The organism is Thermoflavifilum thermophilum, from assembly GCF_900116565.1.
GTDB classification, from domain to species: Bacteria; Bacteroidota; Bacteroidia; order Chitinophagales; family Chitinophagaceae; genus Thermoflavifilum; species Thermoflavifilum thermophilum.
The window spans coordinates 112,385-125,372 of the sequence record NZ_FPCJ01000001.1 but is presented as its reverse complement, the minus strand read 5'-3'; the positions used below and the strand labels follow the sequence as shown (position 1 = coordinate 125,372).

The 12,988-nt window shown below is 38.7% G+C and carries 9 protein-coding genes; all 9 read left to right on the top strand.

Translation table 11 applies throughout. The features are described from left to right. The 9 genes from BM367_RS00500 to BM367_RS00455 all read left to right on the top strand — a co-directional run bounded on the left by BM367_RS00500 (position 1) and on the right by BM367_RS00455 (position 12,845). Positions 1–1,119 carry a glycosyltransferase family 4 protein gene (locus BM367_RS00500; protein ID WP_092456207.1) on the top strand — a complete coding sequence of 373 codons (1,119 nt, stop codon included), beginning with the start codon at positions 1–3 and terminating at the stop codon, positions 1,117–1,119. 30 nt (positions 1,120–1,149) lie between these two features. Further along, positions 1,150–2,349, top strand: a complete 1,200-nt coding sequence (locus tag BM367_RS00495) for a glycosyltransferase family 4 protein (RefSeq protein ID WP_092456205.1) — start codon at positions 1,150–1,152, stop codon at positions 2,347–2,349. A 12-nt stretch (positions 2,350–2,361) separates the two neighbouring features. Next, positions 2,362–4,383 (top strand): asparagine synthase (glutamine-hydrolyzing), encoded by a 2,022-nt coding sequence (asnB, locus tag BM367_RS00490; protein WP_092456202.1) that lies wholly within the window; start codon positions 2,362–2,364, stop codon positions 4,381–4,383. Positions 4,384–4,413: 30 nt separating this feature from the next. After that, complete coding sequence (locus tag BM367_RS00485; protein WP_092456199.1) at positions 4,414–5,535, top strand: glycosyltransferase; 1,122 nt, start codon at positions 4,414–4,416, stop codon at positions 5,533–5,535. A gap of 58 nt (positions 5,536–5,593) precedes the next feature. Continuing rightward, the gene (locus BM367_RS00480) at positions 5,594–6,454 is read left to right on the top strand and encodes a class I SAM-dependent methyltransferase (RefSeq protein WP_092456195.1); all 861 of its coding nucleotides are present in this window, start codon (positions 5,594–5,596) and stop codon (positions 6,452–6,454) included. Between the two features lie 197 nt (positions 6,455–6,651). Further along, positions 6,652–7,632, top strand: a complete 981-nt coding sequence (locus tag BM367_RS00475; RefSeq protein ID WP_143103910.1) for a hypothetical protein — start codon at positions 6,652–6,654, stop codon at positions 7,630–7,632. 14 nt (positions 7,633–7,646) lie between these two features. After that, positions 7,647–8,681 carry a right-handed parallel beta-helix repeat-containing protein gene (locus BM367_RS00470; RefSeq protein WP_143103909.1) on the top strand — a complete coding sequence of 345 codons (1,035 nt, stop codon included), beginning with the start codon at positions 7,647–7,649 and terminating at the stop codon, positions 8,679–8,681. A gap of 430 nt (positions 8,682–9,111) precedes the next feature. Beyond that, positions 9,112–10,095, top strand: a complete 984-nt coding sequence (locus tag BM367_RS00460; protein WP_092456183.1) for an NAD-dependent epimerase/dehydratase family protein — start codon at positions 9,112–9,114, stop codon at positions 10,093–10,095. Between the two features lie 152 nt (positions 10,096–10,247). After that, positions 10,248–12,845 (top strand): phosphatidylglycerol lysyltransferase domain-containing protein, encoded by a 2,598-nt coding sequence (locus BM367_RS00455; RefSeq protein WP_092456181.1) that lies wholly within the window; start codon positions 10,248–10,250, stop codon positions 12,843–12,845. Positions 12,846–12,988 lie beyond the last annotated feature (143 nt).

The following is a 12,988-nucleotide window of genomic DNA, read 5'->3' as shown; positions in this document are numbered from 1 at the left end:
ATGAGAATTCTTCACATTATAACCGGGCTTGATGATGGTGGTTCTGAAAATGTTTTATATCGTCTTTGCAAATCGGATTCTCTTGACCAACATTATGTAATTAGCCTTACCGGATCGGGTAAGTACAATGAAATGCTCAAGCAGATAGGCGTGCAAGTTTATACTTTGCAACTGAATTCAATCTTTACTTTTTTTTTCGATTTTATACGTCTTACTTATATTATCCATAAGTTAAAGCCAGACGTTATTCAATGCTGGATGTACCACGCCAATGTAATAGGTGGAGCTGTTGCAAGATTGCTTGGATATAAATCCGTATTCTGGTCTATACGTAATAGTGGTAAAAACTTTTGTGTATTTCATTTTTTTACAAAACTTACCATAAAAATTGGTGCTTTATTTTCTTCTTTTATCCCTTATAGGATTATCACTTGTTCTCTGGCTGCCATCGATCCACATGTTTCTATTGGTTATGAACGCAGGAAATTCGTATTTATTCCCAACGGATATGATATTACCCGTTTCCAGGTATCAAATGTGCAAGTGAAACAATATAAAGCTATTTATTCCCGTGGATCATTCTTCCCCATATTAGGCATGGTTGCCCGCCTTGATCCAAGTAAAGACCATGAAAATCTTATTCAGGCTCTTTTTTTATTGAAGAAGGAAAATATTCAATTTAAAACTTTGTTAATTGGCAATGGTTTATCAAATGAAAATCATTTCATCGTAAATTTAATTGATCAGTTTCATCTTCGTGGTGATGTGATTTTATTAGGCCCACAGTCTGATATTTCTTTATGGATGCAGGTCATGGATATTCATGTATTGTCTTCATCAGCTGAAGCATTTCCAAACGTTCTGGCAGAGGCTATGCTTTCGGGCACCCCTTGTGTGGCTACCGATGTGGGAGATGCTAAATTTATTGTTGGGGATACGGGTTGGGTCGTTCCCCCAAAAAATCCATCTGCTTTAGCAGAAGCTATCATGGTAGCAATTGAAGAATGGAAGGACCCTCAAAAATGGTCTTTACGCCGGGAATCAGCCAGGAAAAGAATTATGGATAATTACACGATTGATAAAATGATAACATCTTATCGCCGTATCTGGATGTCGTAGTTTTATGCTTATAATAAAATTTTTATCCTTATGAATAATTTTAATAATCATTCTGTTGCCAGGATTGCTATAGTTTGTCATGTGACCTTTAGTATACTTAATCTTAGAAAGCATCTGCTTCAGGAACTGATAAACCGAGGATTTCAAGTACTGGTACTTACTCCTAACATTACATCTGAAGAAAAGCAACAACTTCTTGCTTTGGGAATTGATTTTGCAGAATATAAATTTTCTCGTTCGGGTATGAATCCCATGATTGAGCTTTTTTCTTTATTCAGCTTATATCAAAAATTGAAAAATTATCGTCCTGATGTGATATTGGGACTTATTATAAAGCCTGCTATTTATGGGAGTCTTATTTCGAGGTGGCTTCATATTTCCAGGTGCTATTGCTTAATTACCGGACTTGGTTTTTCTTTTGTTGAAACTAAACGGTTTAACCTTAACCGTCGTATTGCTCAGCTTGCAATCTGGTTTCTTTCTCATTTTTCTATTAAGAAGGCAGATGCCGTGATGTTTCAGAATTTGGATGATATGCAGCTTTTTATCCATAAAGGAATGGTAATCCCAGAGCGGGCACATTGTGTGGGTGCTACCGGAGTAGATCTTTCCGAATGGTTGCCTGTTCCTCCCGTTTTGCATCCGGTTACTTTTTTGCTTGTTGCCAGAATCATCAAAGAAAAAGGTATTTATGAATTTGTAGAAGCAGCAAAAATTCTGAAAAAATCTTATCCCGAAACACGTTTTATTCTTGTGGGTGCAATAGATGTAAATCCCGGAAGAATTGATGAACGTGAAGTTATGCAATGGGTAAATGAAGGAATTATTGAATGGCCAGGGTATGTAGATGTGAAGCCCTGGTTAAAAGCTGCGAGTGTATTTGTTTTACCGTCATATAGAGAAGGGGTACCCAGAAGTACGCAGGAAGCCATGGCCATGGCGCGGCCGGTAATTACTACGAATGTGCCGGGTTGTAAAGAAACGGTAGTGGATGGTGTTAATGGCTTTTTAATTCCTCCATGCAACCATTTGGCTCTTGCAGAAGCCATGGAAAGATTTATCCGTGATCCGGCATTAATTGAATGCATGGGAAAAGAAAGTCGCAGGATAGCAGAAGAAAAATTTGATGTACACCGCGCAAATAAGCGCATTCTGGAAATCATGAATATGGATAAACAATCGTTATCTCATCTCCAAAATACCAAACGATCAACTCATTCGTACCAATGAAACATGTAACATATGTGCGGCATTACGGGATTTATCGATACAGGCGTTAGTTCGCGTGATGACCTGATGCATGCAATTCGGCAGATGACCGGCTCTATCCAGCATCGTGGGCCGGATGATGAGGGAATTTGGGTAGATGAAACGATTCCAATCGCACTGGGTCATAGGCGATTATCTATCATTGATCTTTCTCCTTCAGGCCATCAACCCATGGTTTCAGCACATGGCCGCTATGTGATGGTGTTTAATGGCGAGATTTATAATTATCTTGATATCAAACAGCAACTAGAAGCTTCCGGTGATGCACCTGCCTGGAAAGGACATTCGGACACGGAAGTACTCCTGGCTGCTTTTGAACACTGGGGGCCTGAAAAAGCTATCCAGCAATGCATAGGCATGTTTGCCATTGCCTTATGGGATGTACATCATCGTCGATTGCATTTGATTCGTGATCGGATGGGTGAAAAACCTCTTTACTATGGCTGGTCAAATCAACTTTTTCTGTTTGGTTCTGAATTAAAAGCTTTTTATGCCCATCCGAAATGGACAGGTGAAATTAACCGGGATGCCTTATGCTTATACCTCCGTCACAATTATATACCTGCACCTTATTCCATATTTCAGCATATTTTTAAGTTAATACCCGGTTCAATCCTCACCGTCTCTTTGGAAGCGATCAAAAAATACTCAGCTCAAATACCCGATGCGGAATTGCAGCCTAAACCTTATTGGTCTATACATGATGTGGTTCAAGAAGGAATCAATAATCATTTGCATATTTCAGCACCGGAAGCTATTGATCAGCTTCATGGTTTGATGAAAGATGCTGTGGGAAAGCAAATGATTGCCGATGTTCCATTAGGGGCATTTTTATCTGGAGGTATTGATTCTTCTACGGTAGTTGCACTCATGCAGGCACAAAGCAGCAGGCCAGTTAAAACATTTTCTATTGGCTTTTATGAAAAGGAGTTTAATGAAGCACACTACGCTGCAGCTGTGGCCGGGCACTTAAGGACTGATCATACGGAATTGTATGTAACTCCCAAAGATGCTTTTGACATCATTCCCCGCCTCCCTAAAATTTACGATGAGCCTTTTGCTGATTCTTCCCAGATACCTACCTGTTTGATATCTGCACTCACGCGAAAACATGTTACTGTTAGTTTATCCGGAGATGGAGGTGATGAGCTATTTGGTGGTTATAATCGCTATGTTTATGCAAACGATGTATGGAACTGGATTCGAAAAATACCCTATCCTGTACGAAAAAGTATTGTTGAAGCTATTCAATTGTGGCCTCCAGAGAAATGGGAAAAATCATATCAAATATTTAAAAAGTGGCTACCTTCCCGTTATCAGGTAAATAATGCCGGCGATAAAATCTTCAAATTATCCAGGATACTGAGTGCGAATTCAGTACAGGGAGTATATAAACAATTCATATCTCATTGGAAAGATCCGCAAGAGGTGGTGATTGATGGGGCTGAACCCTCGGCAAGATATGCATATCATAAACCTGCAGATTTATATGATTTTATTTCCTGGATGATGTATGTGGATGCATTTACTTATTTGCCGGATGATATTTTGGTAAAGGTGGATCGGGCAGCTATGCATGTAAGCTTGGAGACAAGGGTTCCTATGTTGGATCATAGAATAGTTGAATATGTCTGGAAATTACCTTTTTATTTAAAATGTAAACAAAAAGAATCCAAATGGATCTTGCGACAGATCTTGTATCAATATGTACCCCCTGAATTGGTAAATCGGCCGAAGATGGGTTTTGGTGTACCCTTGCAGGATTGGCTGCGCGGCCCATTACGGGAATGGGCTGAGGATTTACTTGCTACAAAACGTTTAAAAGACGAGGGATTTTTCCATGTAGAAAAGGTTCGGCAGAAATGGGAAGAACATATTTCGGGTAGGCGAAACTGGCAATATCATCTGTGGGATATTCTGATGTTTCAGGCCTGGTTAGCCTCTTATTCACATCTGGTCACTCAGAACAGCACTGATCCCATTCCTTTGGGATAATGCTCATGTAGCATTTGTATTTCATTTGCCATGAAAAAACCTGATTCGTATCATAATAAAATCAGATTGTTTTTATTGATTCCAAGCCTTAAGGCAGGTGGTGCGGAAAGGGTTATGAGCTATCTGGCAAAATATTTAAATAAAGAGAAGTTCGATATTGATCTAATATTAATCGATGCTCAGGATTCCATATTCATTGACGAGATTCCAAATCACGTAAACATTATTAGTTTAGGTGCAAAAAGGGTTCGATTTGCCTTATTTAAATTAATTCAATTATTCTGGCAAGAAAAACCGGATATTGTCCTGTCTATGTTAAGTCATTTGAATTTAGCTATTGGTATTATCCGCCCGATTCTTCCTTCAAAAATAAAGTTTATTGCCAGAAACACGGTAATGTTAACCAAGATTATAAATAATAAATTCGAGTTTTTTTTATACAAATTATCTTACAGTGGATTTAATCATGTCATTTGTCAGTCAGAAGAAATGAAATCAGAATTTATTCATAAGTTTCATATTCCTCCTCAAAAATTAACTGTTATCTATAATCCAATCGATTACGATAGAATCATGTGTTTATCGAGGCAACAGGTACCGTATGATTTCAATTCAATACCACATTTTTTTGATCCAAGTTATATTCGATTAGTTTCTGTAGGAAGGCTTGAGTTTCAAAAAGGATTTGATTTACTCATTCGTGCTTTATATCTTTCCGGGAGAAAGGATATATTGATCTTTATTATTGGCAATGGCTCTTTGCTCACCGATTTAAGGGAGCTTTCCAAGCAATTGGGTTTAGAAAAACAAATCTATTTCCTGGGATTCCAAAAAAATCCCTATGCCTGGATGTCAAAAGCCGATGCTTTTGTTTTGTCTTCTCGTTTTGAAGGATTGCCAAATGTTGTACTGGAATCACTCGCATTGGGTTTGCCTGTGATTTCAACTCCTTCACCCGGAGGGGTTGTGGAAATTCTTCGTGGCATTGATGGCTGTGTGATAACGAGAGATATTTCAGCTGAATCCATCGCGGAAGCCCTGCAGACATTTAATCCAGCTAAAAAGATATCTTCTGAAGTTATTGAACGCTTTTCTGTTCATCGGATTATTCCAGAATATGAACAATTGATAGAAAAACTGGTATGTTTTTAATACTAATTAGTATTCATTTCTCATTTATCTATTTTTCTATTATTCAAATTCTATTTTTATGAGTAATGTAGCTTATTTGACATCCGCAGAAAAAGAGATAGAAAAGGGTGAACGTTTTTCATTTGGGAAGAACTGGTCGAAGTTCTTGCGTGAATTGAATGATGAACGCATTGCTTCTGCAATGGCGTCTTTAGAGGAATATCTGGGTAAGGGATTCCTGAATGGGAAATCATTTCTGGACATTGGTTCGGGAAGTGGGCTTTTTTCATTGGCTGCAAGAAAATTAGGAGCAAAAGTATATTCCTTTGACTATGATCCTCAATCAGTTGCTTGTTCACAGGAATTAAGGAGGAGGTATTTTCCTGACGATCCCAATTGGAATGTCAGCCAGGGCTCTGTTCTGGATCCCGTTTTTTTAAATAAATTGGGGCAGTTTGATGTGGTATATTCCTGGGGTGTTTTGCATCATACCGGTGCCATGTGGCAGGCTTTTGAAAATGTAATTCCTTTGGTTAAACCCGGAGGGAAATTGTATATTGCTATATATAATGATCAGGGATGGAGCACTAAAGTGTGGTGGCATATTAAACGATTATATTGTAAATCACCTCTTCCTATTAAGTACCTGATACTCAGTATTGCTTTTATGCGGTTGCGGGCAGTCAGGATACTCATAGATCTATTACGTGGAAAACCTACAGAAAGCTGGCGCAATTATGCAAAAAGGGGAAGGGGCATGTCTCCGTGGTATGATCTAATCGATTGGGTAGGCGGATATCCTTTTGAAGTAGCCAAGCCGGAAGAAGTATTTTACTTTTTTTATAAGCAAGGCTTTTATCTCGATAAATTGAAAACATGTGGCGGACGACTTGGTTGTAATCAGTTTGTTTTTATCCGACCTGAACAAGAGTCAATATAGTTTCCTGTATGCACCCGTTTAGTATTCATGAAATTATTTTTCCCGCTTTCTGCATTTTTTTGATAACTTTCATAATTACATTTTCGTATACGAAGTCTTTCTTCTTATCTATATTTTCTTCTTTTTTTAAATTTATTATATTTTTTATATATTTTGTTTTCTATTTTGACGGTACTTATAATTTCCTTGATGATTGGGTGTATTACCAAGAAGGTATTGTTTTGCTACAGCATCATGTCACCCTTTTCAATTTGCCACAGAATTGGCAGTTTTTATTATCTATTGGTGGAGGACAGAATGTATTATACTATTTGTATAACACATATGCATTTAAGCTATTTGGAATTGGTTATTACGCTCCAGTCGCTTTAAATGTGATACTTACCGGTTTTATTGCTTATATCGGGACAAGATTAGTTGAGAAAGAATTTAAACTAAAGGGCGACGCAAGGATATTGTTTTTTCTATTCTTGCTTTTTTATCCTGATATTCTTGCCTGGTCTAACGTGATGAATGGAAAAGATATTTTGGTTTTGCTTCTTGAACTTATTTTGATTGCTTCTATATCTTATTATTTAAGAGGGAAAATTTTCAGGTCTTTGTTGATAGGTATTCCGATTGGCTTTATGCTTTTTTTTACGAGGTTTTATGCCATTTTTTTGATTTCGCTTGCTTTGCTATTAGCCAATTTGTGGGGATCATTAACCTTAAGAAAAGTTTTTTTCCTCATTTTTTCTTTTTTTATTGTTTTCTTTATCTTTCATGTTTTAGGTATTGATGCTATACTTCTTTCATATCATGATTTATTACAGAAATTTGTAAATCCCTTATATGGATTTTTTAGGTTTCTTTTGACTCCCATTCCGTTCCATGCTGAACAGAGTTATGCGTTTTTAAACTTACCCAGTTTGTTCCATTGGCTTATGATTCCTTTTTTGATTTTGGGAATTATTTATATTTATCATGTTAAAACACCGTTTTCCAGGTTTTTTCTGTCATATTTTTTTATTTTTGTTATTTTATATTCTGTTTATGGTGAATTGCAGGGTCCCAGGCATCGGGTTCAATTAGACTACTGCCTGGCAGTGTTTCAATTTTATGGATTTATGTGGGTACTCAGGTCGTTACATTATCCGAATAGGCCCATATCGCTTGATTCTAAATTAGAATACACCTGATTCAATTTTTTTATATGAAACTTTTTTCTCTCTTTATTTCGCTTCTTCCTTTCTTTTCTGCCTACTCTCAAGGCAAGGTCAATTATGATTTTTTCAGTCTATCAAAGCCGTCTATAAATAGATTGATTGACTCTGTTCGCTCTGTTGCCTATCCTATTGCATATTCATTGCCCCATGGATATGTGAAAGATGGCAGTGTGGATTATCGGTATTATGTTCAAAAGGCGATTGATGAGCATGCGGTAGTTGCTTTTCCTCCATTTCCAGTTCTCATCAATGATTCGGGCATCACTCTTCATAGTGATCAGTTCATTTTATTTCCTCCTGGATCGCAAATTCGTTTGTTGCCAAGCTCACGTCCTTCCTATGAAATATTGAGAGTTTTTGATGCTGAAAACACGGCTATTTTTTACCCTCATATTGCAGGAGATGCTGCATCCCATCTTGGGCATTCAGGTGAGTGGGGAATGGGCATATCTGTGAGGGGTGCGAGGAATATTTTTATCTATCATCCGAATATAACATATTGTTGGGGTGATGGAATTTATATTGGCGATGAAAAAATCCCTTTTTCTAAGAAAATCAGAATTATTGGCGGAAACATAGCTAATAACAGGCGAAATGGAATATCAGTTATTTCCGTAGATAGTTTACTAATCGATAGTACGGTATTAACCCATAATATGGGCACCTGGCCTAAAGCGGGTATTGATATAGAACCTAATACATACCAGAATGTTATTAATCATATTTATCTGAATCATATTCATACTAATAATAATTATGCTGGCATCATTATCAATTTGAATGCTTTGAATTCTGGGATTAAGCCTGTTCCAGTTCAGATTTATATCAATCAACCATTTGATTCTGCTTCTCAATATGGATTATGGTTTGTTAAAATTCAACCGAATAAACTTAATACTAATCTTGTGCAAGGTAATATTCAGGTATCGGGCGGCCATTGGTTATTTAATAAACAGCCTGTTTTGATTAATGAATATTTACAACAGAAATTAGGTCCAAATATTGCTTTACTTCCCAATTAAAATCATTATTTTTATTACATCGTGGTGTATTTATCTTCTTTCTTAATTGTTTAATAACTTTTTATTTCCTTTCTATTTATGCCAAACGTCAATTTTCTTGTTGAATAGGTTACATTTTTGTAAATGAGCAAGTCCGAAAACGACTTATCAAAGGTACAGTTTACTGGGTGGAAATCCTTTCCCTGTTTGCCTTATTGGTATGGCTATATTTTTTCAGCTATTGGTTTATTTCCTTACTGAGTTGATTGTAAAAAATGAATACAGTAAATCTTTAGCACAGGCAATAAATCACCTATATTTTGATGAGGTATTATACAACAAACTTTCACAAGGGGCTTTGACAGATGTATGCGCATGTTTACTAATAGGGTTATTTTTGAAAAATTATATGAATTTTATTTTTCATGAATTGATTTAAATAACCATTAATATGAACGTAGCAGTCATTGGTGGATCCGGCTTTATAGGTACACGTTTGGTTCGGCGTCTCATTGAATCTGGTCATCGAGTAATCATTTGTGATAAACGACCAAGTATAGTTTATCCTGATTTGTATGTTTACGTTGATGTATGCTTACCTGACACATTGTGGGAACCCCTGGCTGGATCTGACGTAGTAATAAATTTAGCTGCAGAACATCGTGACGATGTTACACCCCGATCAAGGTATGATCTGGTAAATGTGAATGGTGCTGAAAATGTGTGTGACGCATGCATACACCTGGGTATTAAAAAAATTATTTTTACAAGTTCGGTTGCTGTGTATGGATTTTCGCCATTTCCGACGGATGAATGTGGGAAAATTAATTATTTTAATGATTACGGCCGCACAAAATGGCTTGCCGAAGAAGTATATCGTAGTTGGTTGAGAAAAAATCAGGATCATTCTTTAACTATTATTCGCCCTACCGTTGTATTTGGCGAGCAGAATAGAGGTAACGTTTATAATTTGCTAAAACAAATCGTTTATGGTCCCTTCTTTATGGTTGGATCCGGAAAAAATGTTAAATCAATGGCTTATGTTGAAAATGTGGCCGCATTTATTGAATACTGCCTAAATAACCCGCCAGGAGAACATCTGTTTAATTATGTTGATAAGCCCGATTTTGACATGAACTCTCTTGTTCATTATGTGTGTAATTTGCTAAATAAACCTGAGAAAATTATGCACATACCATATAGCATTGGATATTTGGGTGGATTGTGTTTTGATTTAGTTTCGATAGTTACACGGAAGAAATTTCCAATAAGTTCAATCCGCGTCAAGAAATTTTGTTCTAATACAATTTTTGAATCGAATAATATAAAATCTACTCAATTCATTCCCCCCATTTCAATATATGAAGGGCTGGAAAAAACCATAAAATACGAATTCATTGACAAAGTATCAGGTGAGGTTTTTCTTACTGAATGAAATTTATTTTGCTTTCTATTTCGCTTTTGACTACTTTATGCATGCTTTGGGGGCATAAATCTTTTATCAACTGTTTCAAACCTACTGAATTTAATATTGTATTTTCCCTCACTCTCCCCTCCAAATCTTAACTTTGTGGCCGAATCGGTCGCATGTCTGCATTTGAGCAAATCCGGAAACGACTTATCAAAGGCACCGTTTATTGGCGGGAAATCCTCTCGCTGTTTGCCTTATTGGTAGGGTTGTATTTTTTTCGTCGGCAGCAGGCCGACATGGTGTTGGCGCGCGAGCTCATCAGTTCGCTCTCCTGGCCTTACTGGATTTTGCTGCTCCTGCTTTTTACCGGCTTTGTTTTCCTGCAATCCCTCAATTATCGCCTTTCTTTCGCTGTAATGCAGTCGCCTGTTTCCTGGCGGCTGGCGCTCGACTTCTTTCTGAAGCGTTCGGTAGTCGATATTTTTCTTTCACCTGAACATGTGATTGCCGAGCGTTTTTTCTCCATCTGGCGTGCAAAAGCCGATGTGAGCCACACCAAAAGCCGTTTTTCCACTTATTTGTTTTATTTTTTTCAGGCATTGGCCTACGTGCTAATTGGCCTGGCGACGCTGATCTGGTGGGCTCTTCATCAGCTCGTGGTGTATGGAAAGATGCTACCTGCTGTGGGTACGGGCATGCTGTTGTTGGGATTATTTTTCTTGTTCTGGCGTCGGCCCGTTTGGGTATATGCCGTCATCAGCCGTTTTTTCCCCGAATTGGATATTACGCTGCAGGAGCTGGCCGGGAATCGGATAAACCGGCAGCTCATTCAGCCATTAATGCTTTTTTCTCTGATCGCGCAGTGGCTGGTGTTGCTTATGTTGGCCGCTGCCATCATGGCCATTACCGGGTCAGGGTCGGCAAGCATCAGCTGGCTGGATGTGTTTTCGGCATATGCATTGGGCATGCTGTTTTTTCTGGCCATGCCTTTCCTCAAGGGCATGGGCCTGGTGGAGCTGGTGATGATTCTGCTGTTCCTGCATCGCCAGTTTAGCTTACCAGAAGCGGCTGCCATTGTATTTCTGTTTCGTTTGATTCAATTCTGGCTACCTGTACTGGGCGGGGTTTTCAACTTTTTGTTTACACCAGGCAGTTTGCTTTTGCGGATTTACCCAGCTTTTCTGGTGTTTTTGCTGGGCCTGATTAACCTGATTTCCGGTCTTTCTCCGGCCATACACTGGCGCATGCGGCTCATCAGTCAATACATCCCGCTGAGTACCATTCATGCCTCGAATGATTTTGTGATTGTTACGGGTTTAATGTTGTTGATTACTTCCTTATATCTGCTTCGTGGCTTGCGCAATGCCTGGATCATCGCGTTTACGCTGGGCTTGCTTTCCTGCGTAGCCCATCTCATCAAGGATATTGATTATGAAGAGGCATTGTTTGCGCTGTTTAGTGTGATTGTATTGTGGATTACGCGCCATGAATATCGGGTGAAAAGCAACCGAAAAATTGTGCGGGTGGGTGTGCGCATGGCATTGGTGATTCTTGTGTGCAGCCTGATTTTTGGGGTAATGGGATTTTATTTTCTAAATGAAAAACAATTTGGCATTAATTTGAATTTGTGGCAATCCATTCGATATACCTTGCAGTATTTCTTTTTGATGAATGGTGATTTGCAGCCACACACTCGGTTTGCCTCTGGTTTCCTGCGGGTGATCAATGCATTGGGCGTGGGTTCTATTGGATTGTTGTTGTATGGCCTGTTAAGGCCGTTTGTATTTCAGCGGGAAGAGGTGGAATCGGATCTACAGCGGGCACATGCACTGGTGCAGCAATATGGCAGAAGCGCCATAGATTATTTTAAAACTTATCCTGATAAGCTATTTTATTTTGCTTCCGATGGTCATGGATTGGTGAGCTATAAAGTGGGAAATGACTTTGCTATTGTACTTGGAGAACCCGTGTGTGCGCCGGACGATGCTGTGGAAATGCGCATCATAGCTGAGTTTGAGCAGTTCTGTGAAGAGCAAGGGTTGAAGGTGGTATATTATCGGGTAGATGAAGAACGTTTACCGTTTTTCACGCAACAGCAAAAAAAATATTTGCTTATTGGTCAGGAAGCGATAGTAGATGCCTTGCATTTCAGTATGGAAGGGAAGGCCAGGCAAAATTTGCGCACGGCACGGAACACGTTGTTAAAAAAGGGATATCATATTGAAGTATTCTCACCGCCAGTGCCCGGCAATATTTTGCAGCAGCTGAAGGCGGTGTCGGACGACTGGTTGCAGAAATTGCATAAACAAGAGCTGGTGTTTTCACAGGGTATGTTTTTAGAAGAAGAAATCCGGGAGCACACGGTATTGGCCCTGATGGATGCCGAACAGCGCATTGTGGCTTTTCTGGACCTGATACCCGATTACAGGCCGGGAGAAGTGCGCTACGATTTGATTCGCAAATTAGCAGATACCCCCAGCACCTGTATGGATTTTCTAATGGTGGGGCTGATTGAATATTGTCAACAGCATCAAATTCCGTATATCAACATGGGCATGGCTCCTCTTTCGGGTATTGAAGAACCCAAAAACATTCAGGAGCTGACCATCAAAATGGCTTATGAAAAAATACGTCGCTTCCAGCATTATCGCGGCTTGCGTTTTTTCAAGGAAAAATTTGATCCGGTGTGGGAAAACAAATATCTCATTTATCAGCATCATTTTGATTTGCTGTTTATTCCCGCTGCGTTGAATGAGGTAATGAAGGAGTTTTGAATCTGTCGCTCATGATGAATAATTTGTTCCGATCCCAGTTTACGGCAGGCCTTAATATTTAACCTTGTCTTGAATAAAAGCAAGATTCGGCGGGCAGCGCAATTTTCCCAAGATCCCCTACATTTGTGCGAATATAAACCGTT

Bases quoted from the DNA above. Each gene is read 5' to 3' on its own strand.
- BM367_RS00500 (WP_092456207.1), top strand. From the start codon at position 1: ATGAGAATTCTTCACATTATAACCGGGCTTGATGATGGTGGTTCTGAA.
- BM367_RS00495 (WP_092456205.1), top strand. From the start codon at position 1,150: ATGAATAATTTTAATAATCATTCTGTTGCCAGGATTGCTATAGTTTGT.
- asnB (WP_092456202.1), top strand. From the start codon at position 2,362: ATGTGCGGCATTACGGGATTTATCGATACAGGCGTTAGTTCGCGTGAT.
- BM367_RS00485 (WP_092456199.1), top strand. From the start codon at position 4,414: ATGAAAAAACCTGATTCGTATCATAATAAAATCAGATTGTTTTTATTG.
- BM367_RS00480 (WP_092456195.1), top strand. From the start codon at position 5,594: ATGAGTAATGTAGCTTATTTGACATCCGCAGAAAAAGAGATAGAAAAG.
- BM367_RS00470 (WP_143103909.1), top strand. From the start codon at position 7,647: ATGAAACTTTTTTCTCTCTTTATTTCGCTTCTTCCTTTCTTTTCTGCC.
- BM367_RS00460 (WP_092456183.1), top strand. From the start codon at position 9,112: ATGAACGTAGCAGTCATTGGTGGATCCGGCTTTATAGGTACACGTTTG.
- BM367_RS00455 (WP_092456181.1), top strand. From the start codon at position 10,248: ATGTCTGCATTTGAGCAAATCCGGAAACGACTTATCAAAGGCACCGTT.